General features: G+C 41.7%; 13 protein-coding genes. 10 read left to right on the forward strand and 3 right to left on the reverse strand.

Features of this window, described 5'->3' with window-relative positions; translation table 11 throughout:
• Positions 1-162 precede the first annotated feature (162 nt).
• From V5G28_RS14090 to V5G28_RS14110, 5 genes are all read left to right on the forward strand, one after another.
• Positions 163-2,454, forward strand: coding sequence for a caspase family protein (locus tag V5G28_RS14090; RefSeq protein WP_336230595.1), 2,292 nt, complete (start codon positions 163-165; stop codon positions 2,452-2,454).
• Between the two features lie 263 nt (positions 2,455-2,717).
• The gene (locus V5G28_RS14095; RefSeq protein ID WP_336230597.1) at positions 2,718-2,948 is read left to right on the forward strand and encodes an antitoxin AF2212-like protein; all 231 of its coding nucleotides are present in this window, start codon (positions 2,718-2,720) and stop codon (positions 2,946-2,948) included.
• 44 nt (positions 2,949-2,992) lie between these two features.
• Positions 2,993-3,232, forward strand: coding sequence for a hypothetical protein (locus V5G28_RS14100; protein WP_336230599.1), 240 nt, complete (start codon positions 2,993-2,995; stop codon positions 3,230-3,232).
• A 252-nt stretch (positions 3,233-3,484) separates the two neighbouring features.
• Positions 3,485-3,625, forward strand: a complete 141-nt coding sequence (locus tag V5G28_RS14105; RefSeq protein ID WP_336230601.1) for a hypothetical protein — start codon at positions 3,485-3,487, stop codon at positions 3,623-3,625.
• A 268-nt stretch (positions 3,626-3,893) separates the two neighbouring features.
• The gene (locus tag V5G28_RS14110) at positions 3,894-4,358 is read left to right on the forward strand and encodes a hypothetical protein (protein ID WP_336230603.1); all 465 of its coding nucleotides are present in this window, start codon (positions 3,894-3,896) and stop codon (positions 4,356-4,358) included.
• A 38-nt stretch (positions 4,359-4,396) separates the two neighbouring features.
• Here V5G28_RS14110 and V5G28_RS14115 read toward each other — a convergent pair whose 3' ends face one another.
• Positions 4,397-4,975, reverse strand: coding sequence for a hypothetical protein (locus tag V5G28_RS14115; protein ID WP_336230605.1), 579 nt, complete (start codon positions 4,973-4,975; stop codon positions 4,397-4,399).
• Positions 4,976-5,156: 181 nt separating this feature from the next.
• Here V5G28_RS14115 and V5G28_RS14120 point away from each other — a divergent pair, with 181 nt between their 5' ends.
• The 4 genes from V5G28_RS14120 (at position 5,157) to V5G28_RS14135 (ending at position 10,014) form a co-directional block, all read left to right on the forward strand.
• Positions 5,157-6,812 carry an ATP-binding protein gene (locus V5G28_RS14120; RefSeq protein ID WP_336230606.1) on the forward strand — a complete coding sequence of 552 codons (1,656 nt, stop codon included), beginning with the start codon at positions 5,157-5,159 and terminating at the stop codon, positions 6,810-6,812.
• A 2-nt stretch (positions 6,813-6,814) separates the two neighbouring features.
• Entirely contained in the window at positions 6,815-7,366 is a 552-nt protein-coding gene (locus V5G28_RS14125; RefSeq protein ID WP_336230607.1) for a DUF192 domain-containing protein, read from the forward strand.
• A gap of 553 nt (positions 7,367-7,919) precedes the next feature.
• Complete coding sequence (locus V5G28_RS14130) at positions 7,920-8,159, forward strand: hypothetical protein (protein WP_336230812.1); 240 nt, start codon at positions 7,920-7,922, stop codon at positions 8,157-8,159.
• Positions 8,077-10,014 carry a pentapeptide repeat-containing protein gene (locus tag V5G28_RS14135; protein ID WP_336230609.1) on the forward strand — a complete coding sequence of 646 codons (1,938 nt, stop codon included), beginning with the start codon at positions 8,077-8,079 and terminating at the stop codon, positions 10,012-10,014. The genes V5G28_RS14130 and V5G28_RS14135 overlap by 83 nt, the downstream gene beginning before the upstream one ends.
• A gap of 542 nt (positions 10,015-10,556) precedes the next feature.
• On the opposite strand, the gene V5G28_RS14140 is transcribed toward V5G28_RS14135, so the two are convergent.
• Positions 10,557-14,591, reverse strand: coding sequence for a hypothetical protein (locus tag V5G28_RS14140; protein WP_336230611.1), 4,035 nt, complete (start codon positions 14,589-14,591; stop codon positions 10,557-10,559).
• A gap of 275 nt (positions 14,592-14,866) precedes the next feature.
• Between V5G28_RS14140 and V5G28_RS14145 the strand changes: the two genes are divergently transcribed.
• Entirely contained in the window at positions 14,867-15,310 is a 444-nt protein-coding gene (locus V5G28_RS14145) for a hypothetical protein (RefSeq protein ID WP_336230613.1), read from the forward strand.
• Between the two features lie 172 nt (positions 15,311-15,482).
• Here the strand turns inward: V5G28_RS14145 and V5G28_RS14150 are convergent, their stop codons facing one another.
• On the reverse strand, positions 15,483-16,397 hold the full coding sequence (locus tag V5G28_RS14150) for a hypothetical protein (RefSeq protein WP_336230615.1): 915 nt from the start codon (positions 16,395-16,397) through the stop codon (positions 15,483-15,485).
• Positions 16,398-16,422 lie beyond the last annotated feature (25 nt).

The raw sequence follows: 16,422 nt of genomic DNA on the forward strand, positions 1-16,422 counted from the left end.
AGTTCTCTACATTATTTTTTAGCCAATGAATAAACTTAATAATTTGATTTCAATTTCTAGGTTGAAAAACTGAGGTTTTGAGTACCAATTTTTGCATAACCTCACAAAGCCTAGAAATATAATACTTTAAAGCAACTTCAGCCAAAATATAAACAAAATTTTATGTCTTACATCAAACGCCGTCAATTTATCCAATTTTCAGCTTCAACTTTAGCAACACTGGGTTTAAGCCAATTAGATATTGTCCAACAAAGCAATCGGTATGGCAAAGTCCTTGCCCAAAGTACACCACGCAAACTGGCGCTACTGGTAGGAATCAATAACTATCCTGCTGGCAATGGTTTGAACCCTCTAGCAGGTTGTGTCAATGATGTAATGTTGCAGAAAGAGTTATTGATTCACCGCTTTGGCTTTCAAAAAGAAGATATCCACATCTTGACAGATGAAACTCCTCAAAAACCGACCCGTCAAAATATTCTCACAGCATTTAACGAATACCTGATTAAACAAGCAAAACCAGGGGATGTGGTGGTGTTTCATTTCTCAGGACATGGTTCGCGAGTAGTAGATCCAGATCGCGACACGCAAGATGGACTCAACAGCACCTTTGTTCCCATAGATAGTCCTTTACCAGCAGGATATCCTGTTTCTGGTGGTACAGTGCAAGACATTATGGGGCACACACTGTTTTTACTTATGTATGCGCTGAAAACAGAAAATGTTACTGTTGTACTAGACAGCTGTCATTCTGGGGGTGGTACGCGGGGAAATTTCCGGGTGCGATCGCGCGATGGTGGTAACCAACTTAAACCAAGTCCTATTGAACTAGAGTATCAGCGTCAATTGCTAGGACAAGTGGGGCTTTCATCTCAAGATTTTATTCAAAAACGCAGAAAAACAGTTGCTAAGGGAGTTGTCATCGCTGCTGCTCAACGCGATCAGTATGCTGCTGATGTCCCTTTTAATGGCTTTAGTGCGGGGGCATTTACTTTTGCATTAACTCAGTATCTTTGGCAGCAAAGCAGCAATGAACCTGTTGATAGAGCGATCGTCAATGTTGGTCGAAATACGAAAAACTTTGCTCGGCAGACGGGCAACTATCAAGATCCAGAAATGGAATCGAATCTGGACAAAGCAAATACTAACACAGGTATCTACTTCACTCGCTTTTCTGCTGTGCCTGCGGAGGCTGTTGTGACTAAAGCCAGTGGTGACTCTGTAGAATTGTGGCTAGGTGGAATAGATTCACAAAGCCTAGAAGGTTTCAAAAAAGATGCTGTTTTAACAGTTTTGGACCCTCAAGGTAGGGAACGCGGTTTGGTAAAGCTAGATGATCGTAAAGGATTAATCGGGTATGGCAAACTGCAAACGACTCAACGTCAGGTGGGAAAACTACAGCCAGGAACATTATTACAGGAACGCATCCGCAGCATCCCCAGCAATTTGACTTTGAAGATTGGCTTGGATAACTCCTTCGACAATAGTACCACCCAGCAAGCAAAACAAGCTTTACAGGCAATTGGGCGCATCGAACCCTTAGCATTGGGGGCTCTTGAGGTGCAATATATCTTTGGTCGCGTGACCAAGGAAAGATATCAAGAATTACAGAAGAAGAAAGTGCCGAACCTCCCAGAGGAGGGGAGTTTTGGCTTATTTTTACCAGGACTAAACCAGATCCTTCCTGGTTCCTTTGGCAAGGCAAAAGAAACCGTGAGTGAGGCGGTGAAGCGCTTGCAACCAAAGCTTAAGTCACTTCTGGCAGCCCGGATTGTCAAACAAATGTTAGGTAATACTAACACATCGCGGATTGCGGTGACAGCATCAATGACGCTCGCTGATAAAAACACAATTCTCGGTGAAACTTTCCCAATTCGTGGTGTTAACAAAGTGTCAGGAGGGACGACAAATAAACCAGCACCCGCAGTAACCGTGAATCCTTTTGACTCTAATGTCCCCAAAATTCCACTAGGAACGCAGATTGCTTTTCAAATTCAAAATAACGAGTCTCGCCCACTTTACGTCAGCATTTTGGTAATTGACGCCCAAGGAGAAATGACGGTTATCTTTCCCAATGATTGGTCTGCTTCAAAAGATGCTGCATTGGTAGAGGCTGGGCAAAAGCAATTGATTCCTCAGTCTGGTGATGCGTTCAAACTCACTATTGGTGATCCTTTAGGAGTCTCAGAAGCACTCATCATCGCCAGTACAACACCTCTGCGAACTTCTCTAAAGGCATTGAAAGAAATTGCCAAAGCCAGAGGACTTGAAAATCGCAGTGCCCCCATTGCTGTGCCTGATGAAGTGTTAGATGTTACAAATAGTTTGCTTGATGACCTGGATGCGGGTACTCGTAGCGCTATTAATGTGGAAGGTGTACAACTTCCGGCGGGAGTTCGTGGTGTTGATACAACAAAGCTGGCGGCAATGGCAATTACATTTGAGGTGGTTGCATAGCAGCGCAAAGCTTGAGTTTTAGAGCGTTAGGGACTTCCAGAGAATAAAGTGTATAGCTAACAAAAATGATAATCACTGTAAGAGAGAGTGGGTGTCCCGTTCAAAGCAGCGTCTCCGCAGGAGATACGTGTTGGCATAAGCCTCCACAGGGCTTACAAAGCAGCGTATCCGTAAGGACTCAGGGACTCAGGAGATACCCGAAGGGCGGGGGACTTCCCGCCCGTTTAGTTAAAATTAGGGAGAAAGCGCTACTTTGAAAAACTATGAAAGAAATAGCAGCTGTATTTGATGGCAAAGTTTTCCATCCCGCTGAACCAATTACCCTACCAGCAAATACTCGCGTCAAAATTATTATTGAAACCTTAGAGACTGATGAACTAGAAACGAATTCATTTTTGCAAACAGCGCTCGCGCTGAACCTAGAGGGACCATCTGACTGGTCAGTCAAACTAGATCACTATTTATACGGTGAAGAAACGACTGATGAGGACTGAAGTTTTTCTGGACACTTCTTACGCAATCGCTTTGTCTGTGAAAAATGATGATTTCCATTCTTCATGCCGTTCGACTGGCTGATTTGCTACAAGCAGCAGGAACACGCTTAGTAACCACCCAGGCAGTACTTTTAGAAATTGGCAACGCATTATCGAGACAACGCTATCGTCGAGCAGCAGTCGTATTGTTGAATGCTCACAGAAACAGACTCCAAGGTAGAAATTGTTTCCTTATCGGAGCAACTCTATACACAAGCGTTCCAATTATATTGCCAAAGACTTGATAAAGAATGGGGGCTAGTGGACTGTATTTCTTTTATAGTTATGCAAGAGCGTGGGATTACTGAGGCACTAACCGCTGATGAGCATTTTCAACAAGCAGGCTTTCGCGTATTACTGCGAGAAAGCTTGCCCTAATAGGGGCATACAGAAAGAAAAATCGATGCAATCGCCACATCCCCACCGCTCCCATCCGATGGGGTATACAGCGAACGGATAAACCAACGCAGACTGCTTAAACTGCGGGAGGAACTACTTTGAAAATACTCTTTCTAGCAAGGCTTGATCCAGTTACATTAGCATCGCGATTTCAACGCAGTTTTGAACATCAAACAACGAGCAATTCTCCCAACGGCGGTGGAGCATTACCTCCGCAAGGCTCAGATGGTTTCAATTAGATGAGAAGCCCATGTCGTCCGCCGAATGGCGGCGCTGGGAAGAGAGCTTACGCTCTCATAATGTGGTGAATACAAATGTTCCTATATCCAACCAGACAAATGTCTGGTTGTTTCTTCATAAAAAATATATTAATGACAGATAATTGACCAAAGTAAGCTACGCTTGAATGAGAAGAATTGATTGATGCTGGCGATGCTCCCAGAGGGAGCCGTCCAAAGGGCGATCGCTACACCTATAAGCCAGCGGCAGGGATAACGGAGATATAAAATGAACGCACAAGATATTTTGACGGCGGTATTTCATGCAGTGATTATCAGCTTTACTTTGCTCATTCTCTACTGTGAAATATGCCAAGTTATTCTCTACAACCAAGAGTTGAAAGTATTAGATAGGAAAGAAGAATTAGAAACTACTGCAACCAATTCCATATCTCAACAAACAACTTCCACAGTGAAGCTAGAGTCACCAGTTGTAGAGGAACACATCGAGTTAACTGAATTCAGAAGTTTTCTTAAACCACTAAGAAAACCTAAAGAACAGGCAGAGTTTAACAAAATGACTCCAGAGCAGTTGCGGAAGAAATGTCAAGAAAATGGAATTAGATGGAGAAATGTAGTGAGAGACAAAGAGACTGGAAAGATAAGGCATTTGCGGAAGGCAGAGATGGTAGCAGCGCTACAACAAAAATTGAGTAACACGCTCACTAATCGCAGTCTGAACTACATATATTAACACAATGCTTCCGGTAAAGTTGAACCGGAAGCATTGCGCTACTGACTGGTTACTGACAAATACTCCTGACGATACTTCTTCTTTTTCAACACAGACGCCTGCCTTCGACTCCATTGCTTCATGGGAGTAACAGGAGGAACATCTACAAACTGTTTGCTAATCGCTGTATTTCCAGTAACCTTTGCTATAACGTTATTAATAAAACGACAGCATCGTTCAGGTTGAGATGCAACTTGCTCTTCCGCAAACCTAACGACTACCCACCCCGCTTCCCAAAAACACTTATTTCGATAATCATCATCGCCAATACAGTGCGTAGGCTCTCCTGTAGCAAAAGAGTGTGACTCGTCTACCTCAATGTCTACATGCAATCCAGTACTTGGTTCCACAATCACAAAATCTGCGGTGTAAGGACGCTCATGATCAGGAGGCAACATCTCCTGCTGCGCCATTACCCAATCGCCAAAATAATGCCTCAGCACTTCCCCAAACCGCTCCTCAGAAGCGCCCACAGGAGCATTCCCACTGCCAGAGGGTTTTATATGAGGAGAGAGGTCTTTGGAATTAGGGAAGGATGGGATCAAGAAGATGGGATAGACGGGAGTTGATTTAGACATTTTTATAGTAGAGGAACAACACCATCATCTTAAAAACACCCATCCCCCACTCAAAACTGCAACCTAATCTATTTCTTGCCAAACGCCACATCTATCAAATGATAGAAATTTTTCCGCATTTTAATACTACCTATTTAATCAAAGCAGAATTAGGATTTTTGTTAAAAGTTACGGATATAAGATGTCATCAAATTTCTTTGACAAACTCCCTAAATTAATCAAGGAAGGAGAGCCTGTAATAATTTGCGAATCTCCCCTACAGGAAAGATATAGGATTCTGCGATATATTTCCCAATGCTGTGCCGAAATAAAAACTAAATGTTTGCTTTGGAATTTGGGGCAGGAAACCATTAAACAAGTTGAGTATTCCGATAGTGAGCAGATATATTTCAGAGACTTTGAGGAATACACTCCACCACCAGTACAAGACTCAAAAGACTATTTTAAAGTATTGAAGTTTTGGGGAAACCATCAAGGTAATGGGGTGCTAATCATAGAGAACCTGTTCCCTTGGATTAGTGCAAATGTGCCCCAAGAAACTCAGTTCTTTCTACTATCTGAGTGGGTAAAATCTAATTTGCTCAATCTCTCCGGAGCCAAATGTGCTCTTGGTGGAATTAAGTGCGCTATTCTGTTGGGACCGCAGGCTGATCTACACCCAGAACTTGCTGCTCAAATCCCCCTGCTCACTCAAGAACTGCCTGACACTTCGGAAATTCTTCAAGCTCTAAATGAGGAGGCTCAGGAACTTCTGCCATCAACATTTAGTGAGATGGACAAAATTAATATAGCTCGTAGTGGCATTGGGGTATACATCTGTGACTTTCTCAAAGGGCTAAAATCAATCAATCCCCATCCTGATGACAGCCCGGAAGAAATAGCTAAAAAGCTGCTGCAATACAAAATAAATCTGCTCAACAGACTGTATGAAATAGATTTCATCCCACCTCCAAAAGTGCCTTTAGGAGGATTGGAGTTGATGCAGAAAGCTTTTAAAAAATTCAAAAGACTTTTCAGTCCCCTTGCCAAAGCCTACAAACTAAGAGTTCCCAAAGGCATAATGTTGGTGGGTCCCCCAGGCACAGGCAAATCACATTCTGCTAAAATCTGCTCCCAAATCCTGGGCGTTCCTCTCATCCTAGTAGATTGGGGCAACTTTAGAAGCTATGGCAACGAAGCAGAAAGAAGACTGAAAAAACTATTGAAATTAGCAGACCGTCTCAACGAAGTTGTCATTTATTTTGACGACTTTGACAAAGGATTTGCTGGAGATGATGATGTAGCCAGAAGGCTTGCAGGACAGTTATTAACCTGGATGCAAGAGCGCACCAGCAATGTGATTGTGATTGCCAGTGTCAACCGCATGGAATGGTTGCCCCCAGAACTTACTAGGGCAGGAAGATTTGATTACATCTACAAAGTAGACCTGCCCAACTATGGAGAAAGGCACACTATTTTCAAACTGCACGGTGGCAGATTTGATGAAAGATTCCTTAGTGGCGACCCATATACGGAGGAGGAGTGGCGGCGGTTGCTCAAAGAAACCAACCGTTGTGTGGGGGCGGAAATACAGACAATTGTAGAGAGAGCAGCAGCAACCACCTTCTGCCAATTGTTTCCAGAAGACATACCTTTACCAACAGATGGGGGACTGCCACCACTGTCCATATCTGTTGCTACTCTTTTGGAAGAACGTCGGCAAATCAATCCATTGGCGATCAGGGAAGCAGACAGGGTGGAAAGTATAAGGAACAAGGCTGACCTTCAGGGATTACCCTCATCTCCTGCCGACTCCTCTCAGTACGCTATTGGCAACGTTGATATATTTGGTGAATAAAGATGAAGCACACACCGCATACACCCCAAGCAAAAACTCTACGTAAAGGGAAAAATTCCCTTAACACCCCCCAAGTTCTACTGAAATACTTGAACATAATTGGTCCAATAGCAGGTTTCAGTTTAGCAATAGGGTCGATACTGCTTTTGCTGCTAGCTTTAGCAGCACGCTCTCCCCAACAACTACCCATAAGCGCGATCGCAGTAGTGGGAGACAAGAAAATTGAACTCGAAGTAGCTAAGAGTCCACAAGAGTTGGCACATGGACTTAAATTCCGTTCATCATTGCCGCAGAACAGAGGAATGCTTTTTGAGATAGCGAAGCCTCAAAAAGTTCGGTTTTGGATGAAGGATGTGAGAATTCCCCTAGACATTATCTTTATCCAGCCAAACGGTGTGGTCAACACAGTAACTGCCAACTCCCCTCCTTGCCCCAAAGAACCTTGCCCTCTCTACTACTCCACCACTCCAGTTAACCGCGTACTTGAGCTTAATGCAGGAGCTGCACAACAACTAGGAATTGAACCAGGCACCACTATTCAAATCAAAAAATGAACTACCCACTCTTGATGAATTAGGGTACAGACTGCTACTGCTGCGAAGACTGTTTAAGTGACACACTCCCGACGCTCAAGCAACGCGCTTGAGCGCGGGATTCTTCCTTACCTCAAGGTGTTTCATTATTGCTTACTTGTATTTAGTTTTACATTGATATAGCTATATTTTTTGACATGGCCGGCTGTACCTTACGCCAGTCAAAGTTTTGGCTAGAGAAGGGCGTTATTGTTTATGTTATTAGCAATACAAGTATAAAGCCAGCATTTATTACACAAAGTTAAATTTAGTGGAACTGGCAGTCATGTCACGAATCTAAAAATAGGAGGAGGCATTAAGGTTAACTATAAGATAACTTTCGCGGTTGACTTTTCACTCCACCAACAAAAGTTTATGCAAGCATTCCAATTATTAATAAATGCCAAAAGCGGTAGAAAATGATAGTGTAAGCTTCCTACTGACGTAATTATGCCGCAGAACTTCTCCGGTCAAAATCTCCGAGGACGCTCTTTTCAAGGTCGTACCTTACAGGTGCTACTTTAGCTACGCAGATATCCGCAGTACAGATTTTACAGATGCAAACCTGACAGGCGCAAAGTTTTGTCACGCACAAGCGGGGCTGCAGAAGACGTTGGGCTATTTTACTTGTACTGGTTTCGTGGTTACTAGCGGGAGTATCAGGCTTTTTCTCAGCTTCTGCTGGTGCTTTGGTGTCGTTGATCCTCGACAGTTCCAGCTTAGCAAACCAAATCGCTGGGTGGACAAGCTTACTTGTACTGATTGTATTTCTTAGAGTTATTATTCGTTTTGGCATAGAAGCAAGTGTAGCAACCGTTGCTGGAGCATTCGCTGTCGCCGTTGCAGGAACCGGAGCGATCGCTGTTGCTGTTGTTGTCGCGAGAACATTTGCCATCGCTGTTGCTGGAGTGTTTGCCATTGCTGGAACATTCGCGATCGCAGGAGCGTTTGCTGTTGCTGTCGCTGTTGCTTTTGCTATTGCAAGAGCGTTCGCTGTGGCGGGAGTGTTTGTCTTTGCCGTCGCTTTCGCTATTGTTGGTGCTTTTGCTGTCGCTGGGGGGTATGCTGTCGCCTTTGCTATTGTTTTTGCTGTTGTCTTTTTCTTAGTTGGTACTTACATTGCTTGGCGAGCGCTACAGGGAGAAGAAAAGTTTGCTTCGATACGCAACTTTGCGATCGCGATCGCAGCTTTTCAAGGGACAAGCTTTCACAATGCTGACTTAACAGATGCCAACTTCAGCCAAGCCACTCTTAAAAGTACAAACTTCTGCAAAGCCAAACTCACCCGCACTTGCTTGCAAAAAGTCAAAATGCTTGATCGCGTTCGCGCTGGAACGACTTATTTAAAACACGCTAAACTGCGGCAAGTCTTAATTACAGGACAAGGGCAAGAAAAGAAATTTGACAATTTTGATTTACGAGAGGTGAACCTCAAGGGAGCAAACTTAGCAGACGCCAGTTTTGTAAGTGCTGACTTGAGCGAAGCTAATTTGCAGGATGCTGATTTATCGAGAGCAAAGCTGGTAAAAACACAGTTAGACGGAACTGATTTTACAGGCTCTACTCTAACCGGGGCATATATTGAGGATTGGGGTATTACCAATAAAACGAAATTTACTGGAGTCAAATGTGAGTATGTGTACATGAAACTGCCCACAAAAGACAACCCCGATCCCTTGCGTAAACCGGATAATAGACAGGAAGTGTTTGCGGATGGAGAGTTTGGCGACTTTATCAAACCAATTTTTGACACCCTTGACCTTTACCATAATCACGGTGTTGACCCCCGCGCTATTGCGATTTCCTTGAAACAGTTAGCAGAGGATAATCCTCAAGCAGAACTGCAAATTGTGGGGATGGAAGTTAAAGGTGAAAATAACTTTTTACTGAGAGCCAAAACTGCACCAAATACTGATAAATCTGAACTCAGTGCCAAGTATTTTGAGACTTACAATCAGTTAAAAAACTTACCAGCACAAGAAATGAAATTACTGCTAGCTGAACAAGATAGCAGAATAGTCAATTTAGAGAATATGGTACAAACGGCATTATACAGTTCTCATTATTATGCCGTCAAAACTATTTTGATTTTAGCGGCTAATCCCAAAACGACTTCTTCTTTGAGATTAGATGAAGAGGTAAGGGAAATTGATGCAGGATTGCAGCGAGCTAAAAAACGGGAACAATTTGACCTGAAACAACGCTGGGCTGTACGCATTCGCGATGTTTCCCAAGCTTTATTAGATTTTAAACCGCGAATTGTGCATTTTTCTGGTCATGGTTCAGGAGATGATGGTTTAGTGTTGGAAGATGAAATGGGAAATGTGCAACTTGTAGATGGGGAAGCACTGGCTGAACTCTTTAAGTTATTTGCGGATCATGTTGAGTGCGTACTGCTAAATGCTTGTTATTCAGAAGTTCAGGCTCTGGCAATTGTCAAATATATTCCTTATGTTATTGGTATGAATTGGGCGATTGGGGACAAAGCCAGTATTGAGTTTGCTGTGGGCTTTTATAGTGCATTGGGGGCTGGGGAATCAATTGAGTTTGCTTATCAATTTGGGTGTAGCGCTATCCGATTGGTAGGGTATCGCGAACATTTAACTCCTGTTCTCAAAAAGAAGCAATGACTTGGAGAATTGCCAGTAAACTAATATTCAAAACTGCTTTAGCTAAATCTATAGCAATCCTAAATCATTCATGAGAAATTTAGAACCGATTGGGCGAATAGAATTCGCTACTATACAAACAAAGTCCACCTACGTGGACTTAATAGAATAACCCGCGCAGGCGGTGAGACAGCGCTGCAGGAGGGTCTCCCTCCGTAGGCGACTGCGAACCCGAAGGGGTTTTGTCTGTGTAGCCGCGATTTATAATCGCTAAAACTGAATCAATTTTTACTTTTGAACGTGATGTTAAATCTACGTGTTTTCTCACCATTCAATTAGGATTGCTATACACCGCAAAATTCTCTATCTTCCAATATTACTTTCTTATAGTCCTTTAATAAGAGACCATTTATAAAGTAAATACAGATTGATGCATCCCCATAGAGTGCGGTCAATAACTATGTATAGGGCTTCCTCCAGTTCAAATTCCCGCAAGAGCCAGAGCTACTGCTAAGAACTTCAGAGTTTTTACCTTGTGATAGTTGTCCTATATATTATGATATTTACAGCACTTTCCATAGAGCCCACTGCCGCCCTATGTCTTTAATAACATGACATATCTTCACTATTGCTTCATCCTTGCCTAGAATGGAAATGATGGGGGTCAATACCCGAAAATCACATAACAAGCTCCTACGGTTGCGACTAGCCAAGATGTGAAGCATCTCAACCCAAAGGTTATGGAGTTCAGCGTGAAAAAGCTTTGGTAATATGAGTGCTATTACTCTCAAAGCATCGGCACGATCAAAATCATTCTCAATTGCCAGTGTCACCTTCAGTGCCTCTTGTAATTCGTCTGAGGTTAAGTGGGGTGCTAACGCACTTAAAGCCAAGGCTTTAAAAAACTCATCTTCAAGTGCCAGTATCTCTTGCAGAACCCGATATACTTGCTCTAAAGGCAAGTGTGGTGGCAGAACGCTTAGAACTTGAGTTTTGTGTTCTTTATGTAGTTGGTTATGTAGTTGGTCTAATTGTAAGCGGAATGCCATTGTACTGAGAACCTGAACTTTAAAATACTCATCTTCAAGTGCGTGTATTTCTTCTAGAATCTTGTGTATTTGGTTTGAGGGCAAGCGGAAAGTCAGTGTGCTGAAAACTTTGGCTTTATAAGACTTATTCTCAATTGTCTGTACCTCTTGCAGAATGTTATATAGTTGGTCTGAAGGCAAATATGTTGCTAAAGCACTTAGAACTTGAGTTTTGTTGTCTTTATTTTGAAATGCTTCTACCTGTTGCTGGATATTATGTATAAGGTCTGGCGTTAAGTCAGGAGTAGTAGCTATTCCTTTTAAAGCTTTAGCTTTAGAAGACTCATCTTTAAGCGCCTGTACCTCTTGTAGAATTTTGTATAGTTTTTCTGAGGGTAAACAGATTGCCATATCACCTGGAGTCAAGTCTTTGTAATACTGATAGTCAATTACCTCTATCTCTTTTGATAGCTCTGCCTCTTCTAGAACCTTATGTAGTTGGTCTGAAGGCAACTGAGCTAACAAATGTCTAAGAGTCTTAGTTTGGTCATAATCATCCTCAATTGCTTGTACCTCTTGCAGAATCTTATGTAGTTCGTCTAAGGACAAGTACATGGCTAAAACACTCAGAACTTGATATTTGTAGTCTTTGTTTTGAAATGCTTCTGCCTGTTGCTGGATATTATGTATAAGGTCTGGCGTTAAGTCGGGAGTAGTAGCTATTCCTTTTAAAGCTTCAGATTTATGAGACTCATCTTTAAGTGCCTGTACTTTTTCTAAAATCTTGTCTAATTGGTCTAAGGGTAAGTGTAGTGCTAGTGCGCGGAGAACTTCAGATTTCTCAGACTCATCTTTAAGTGCCTGTACTTTTTCTAAAATCTTGTCTAATTGGTCTAAGGGTAAGTGTAGTGCTAGTGCGCGGAGAACTTTAGATTTCTCAGACTCATCTTCAAACTGCTGTACCTCTTCTAGAATTTTATATAGATGACCTGAGGGTAAGTGTGGTGCTAGCGCGCGGAGAACTTCAGATTTGTCGGATTCATCCTCAAGTGCCTGTACTTTTTCTAAAATTTTGTCTAGTTGGTCTGAAGGTAAGTGTGGTGATAAAGCACTCAAAACTAGAGTCTGGGAATTCTGATGAAAGGCTTCTGCCGCTATCTGAATTTTTTCTACAAGGTCTGCATTCAAATGAGGAGAAGTAGCTAATCCACTCAAGGATCGACTTCGAGAATACTCATTTGCCTCCGGATCATCCACATCCAGTGCTACCTCCAAAGCCTTTGGTAGCAAATCTTCTGGTAAATAAGGTGCTAGTCCAATTAGAACATCAGCTCGGTACTGTCCGTCAATTTTTCGTGACATCTCTAAAACATTTAGTAACAATTCCCTAGACTGTTGGAGATACTGTGGTAATATGCTCAAAGTTTTAGCCCGCTCGAATTGATCCGAGATTTCGTCTGCTACCTCTAAAGCTTTTGATAATTGCTCCAGAGACAAGTAGGGAACCAGCATCCTTAGAGCTTGGTTTCTATCTTTATCATTCTTAATTTCTTTTTTTACTTTCTCTAGAATCTCTAACAACTCTTGGTTCAAGTATTGTGACAGGGCACATTTTACCTGAGTTTGGTAACTCTTACTTGAAATTTTTTCTGCTACTTGTAAGAGCTTTTGCACTACTTGAGGTTCCAGCGATTGGGGTTCCAGTTTACTTAGAATTTGTAAATTTATTTGTTGATTAGATAACAGTTGTTGGAAATAAGCCAAGCCATTCGCTGAGTCTTTCTTCAGCAGTTCTATAACTAATTCAGTTGGAAGATTTTCAGACAAGCTGTTAATGGATGAGGTTATTAAGGCGTAACGGCATTGCAGAACAATTGACTGGGAGGATTGGGAAGTAGTGAATTCTTGTTCTGCAATTTCCCAAGCAAGTGCTACATCTGCCAGAAAACCTAAAGTATCGCCTTTTGAATTTTTGGCATCGAACCAGGCGTTACGTCTGTCAGTGGTTTCTATAGCCAGCAGATTATGTAACTCTTCCGGTTGCTCCGCTTGCACCAAATGGAATGCCAAATATTGCCGCCCATAGTCATCTTCTACAGTTTTTCGGATATCAACCTCTGTCCAGGCTTTTACCCCCGCTTTATAATAGTTGACAACTCGCTGATTTTGCTCAACAGCATTGACATAGCAGTAAGAATAACGTGTGTTTTCTTTAGTATTGGGTGATGTAAAAAATTCTGGTAAGGTGCTGTGATAGAGACGGTAACTATTATCGAGCTTATCTAGGAATTGGCGTAGACGCTCAATAGCTTTATTCAAGTACTTTTCAGGAACTGCGCTAAACTTTTGAATTTGCGGAGCAGTTAATGGCTCACGAGCAACTGTAAGAATCCCAATAATTGGTTGATAAAGATCTTCCCAAATCGTTTCCCAAATGAAAAAATCACCAGTTTTAGGATTCCATATTTGAGTCTTACTAACAGCATCCTTAATTTTCCCCAAGAAAAAAGCATAAAGGTCTTGCAAGGTATCTGGTAATTCAAACAGATTCAGAAGCTCTTTCAGCAAATCCTGTTGATTCTGAAGGATTGCTGCATCAACAGCACGACCGATCACCCCCAAATACCCAAAATTACCATTCGCTTTGTTAACAACTTGTTGAACAAAGTTATCAGCAGCTTGATTATCAGCTTTTAAGGATGCTTCTACCTCTGGTACTTTAACCAACAAATCAGCATAAGCAGTTAAATCCTCCCGAACTTTAGGATACTCTTGTGCAATCGTCATTTCTTGGAGCCAATGCTGTTGCATTCCTCGAAACTTATTCAGCAGCTCATCATCAGGTCGAGAGGTCAGAACAAAACGTAGATTAGCAGGTAACTCTGGACAGTTAGCGAGCCATTCCAATAGGGATTTCTCAGCATCGCGGTATTGCAGTTCATCCAAGGCATCTACCAAAACTACCATTCTCTGCTTTTGATTCTCGCGGTGACTGAGGGCGATCGCGGGATCAATCAGTGCCCAATATTGCAGGTTTTCAATGGGGAGCGATCTATTGTCTGCATACCACTGTTCAACCCGAATACCTGTAACTTTGCCTTGATTGCGATCAACCTCTTGCTGAATCTGCAGCACCTGTTGATAGAAGGGGGAGGCAAATAGCTCGCCAATTTCTGCTCCTATCACCTCGCTTGTTGCACCAGTTGTACCAATTCGTTGCTGAACTGTAATCTTGAATTGATCCTGTTTAAATAAATCAGGGTAGATCGCAGCCAGTTGAAAACCAACCTGCAACAGGAACGAGTGGGCACCTACATCCCCCAGAGGGGTGCGCTGATCCCGACGGATAAAATAACGGCACCAATCGGGATGCTGATCAGCCAGCCATGCCATGAATGCCGATTTACCTGCACCTGGTTCAGCGGTCAACAGCAGGAAACGGCAGTTTGGATCAGCCAGCTTTGTATCAACTTTTTCTGCTAGCCAGGATCGCTTCACAAAACGGGGAGAAGCTACATAAGATTGAATAATATCCTTGAAAAATAAGTCGCTATTAGGCTGATAGCTCATAAGTATTTGTATCTATTTAGTAAAGTTAAGTAAAATATCTGTCTCGTAAGGGTTTCATAAATTTGAATCAGTAAAGCACTGATTTACTGAAAATGAGTCCTAGCAATTAATTCAGTATCCTTAAAATTCACTTTACGAATAGGCTATTACGCAAAATTAATGATAGATATTTCTCTATATTTACGAAAAATATTCTCCTAACTGGCATTTGCGAAATTTCCCAATTTGTCTTGTATAAGTTAATAACCAAAAATAATATTATCGGAGACACCAAAATGCTGAAGCCAAAACAAGCTGAATCAGTAAAATCTAGCTTATATTCAAAGAACTTGAAAAGTTATCTAGTTGGCAAATTTATCAAATCTAAGCTTTATTTACTTATATTGCTTACTGTTTCTACTGGAGGAATTTATATAGGAAATATTATGGTTCCTGAGCAAACTCCTCCAGCTCAAGCTCAGAGTAGGGATGTTGTAATAAAAATCTTAGGTAAAGGACAGATAGACAAGAAAGTAGTGAGAATACGCCCAGGTCAAGCTGTTAGATGGGTTTGCGTCAATAATAACTATGTCAGACGAAAACAACACACTATTCAATTTGACCACACCCCCTTGGAAGTACCCTACTCTGAGGAGGGTTTGAAGCTAGAATTCGAGTACGAAGACGAATACACATACTTCGTTGATGGAGTTCCGTATTACATAGTAGTTTCTCGCTGATAGCAAAAGCAGGAATATCTCTCATTTGACGTTGACTAATGTGCTTTATGCTTCGCGCAGGGAAGCCCATTAGTCAAGATGGCATCACCGTGGCAAAAAAGATTTTTTGTACGCTATCCGTTAGTGTTGGAATTTTTATCAAATTTACTCTTTTCTATGCCCTCAACTGAAGCTAATTATTACTTGACATCACTACCCCTTTCATTTTACCATTCTCAAATGTATCAGCACCTTGAGAGACCTCGATATTCAAGTTACCTTTTGTTGGTTCTCCTGTACTTTCAACACCTATCATTTCACCATTTGTGAATTTTCTAACCTTTTGCTCTACCTGTACCCGCGTCAATTCAGTTGGTGAGTTTAGAATCTCTAAAGGCAAAGGTTCTATTCCCCAACCGTAATGTGCAAGTGCAATATCTATTGCAAACTGGAAAGATCTGCGTGGATTAGAAAGTTGCTCGCTACCAGCATCAAGCGCTCGATTAAAATCCAAAAAACCATTTTTTCTTCCTTTGGCTTCTGGTTCTTCCGAATTAACGAAGCTATCTGTATGAGCCAAACCTGTGCATTCAATGGCTATATACGCTTCATCATCAATGAGTTGTTGTAATTCTTGAAGTTTTTCTTCTCCAGTTAACAAGTCTGGTTCGCCGTTTTCTTTACGAAAGAGTTGTAGCTCACGTCGCCCCGGATTGTTCCATCCATCATTTTGACAATTATGATTAAGAGACACTGCTGCTAAAGCATGTCCATCAATAATAATGAGCATAGGTAATAGATCGTATCCCAAACATAGTCCACAAAAAAGTAGTGCTAAATCAAGACAAGTTCCTAAACCAGGAGAAGAGAGAATTTGAGATGGTGATCTGATTAACTGTTTTGTTGTATTAGGATGATAATCTTCATAACTATACCTAATCTTCTTAGCGACTAAACATTCATAAATCATTTCAATTAATTTGCGACGGTCTTTTTTCTTTTGCACCAGATCAAAGGGATTTTCGGGTAACTTAGGTAACAGTTCTATTACTTTTTTATTTACAAATCTTACTAGAAATTTTTCTTCTACTTTTGTCCATTCATACATATAAATAACTCCTAGACATAATATA

The sequence above is a fragment of the Scytonema sp. PRP1 genome (assembly GCF_036697665.2).
Lineage (GTDB): Bacteria > Cyanobacteriota > Cyanobacteriia > Cyanobacteriales > Nostocaceae > Kalymmatonema > Kalymmatonema gypsitolerans.

What these genes read in the sequence shown, in the direction of transcription:
- V5G28_RS14115 (WP_336230605.1), bottom strand. Translation starts at nt 4,975, where the DNA reads ATGTCTAAATCAACTCCCGTCTATCCCATCTTCTTGATCCCATCCTTC.
- V5G28_RS14100 (WP_336230599.1), top strand. Translation starts at nt 2,993, where the DNA reads ATGATGATTTCCATTCTTCATGCCGTTCGACTGGCTGATTTGCTACAA.
- V5G28_RS14140 (WP_336230611.1), bottom strand. Translation starts at nt 14,591, where the DNA reads ATGAGCTATCAGCCTAATAGCGACTTATTTTTCAAGGATATTATTCAA.
- V5G28_RS14090 (WP_336230595.1), top strand. Translation starts at nt 163, where the DNA reads ATGTCTTACATCAAACGCCGTCAATTTATCCAATTTTCAGCTTCAACT.
- V5G28_RS14120 (WP_336230606.1), top strand. Translation starts at nt 5,157, where the DNA reads ATGTCATCAAATTTCTTTGACAAACTCCCTAAATTAATCAAGGAAGGA.
- V5G28_RS14110 (WP_336230603.1), top strand. Translation starts at nt 3,894, where the DNA reads ATGAACGCACAAGATATTTTGACGGCGGTATTTCATGCAGTGATTATC.
- V5G28_RS14095 (WP_336230597.1), top strand. Translation starts at nt 2,718, where the DNA reads ATGAAAGAAATAGCAGCTGTATTTGATGGCAAAGTTTTCCATCCCGCT.
- V5G28_RS14145 (WP_336230613.1), top strand. Translation starts at nt 14,867, where the DNA reads ATGCTGAAGCCAAAACAAGCTGAATCAGTAAAATCTAGCTTATATTCA.
- V5G28_RS14150 (WP_336230615.1), bottom strand. Translation starts at nt 16,397, where the DNA reads ATGTATGAATGGACAAAAGTAGAAGAAAAATTTCTAGTAAGATTTGTA.
- V5G28_RS14125 (WP_336230607.1), top strand. Translation starts at nt 6,815, where the DNA reads ATGAAGCACACACCGCATACACCCCAAGCAAAAACTCTACGTAAAGGG.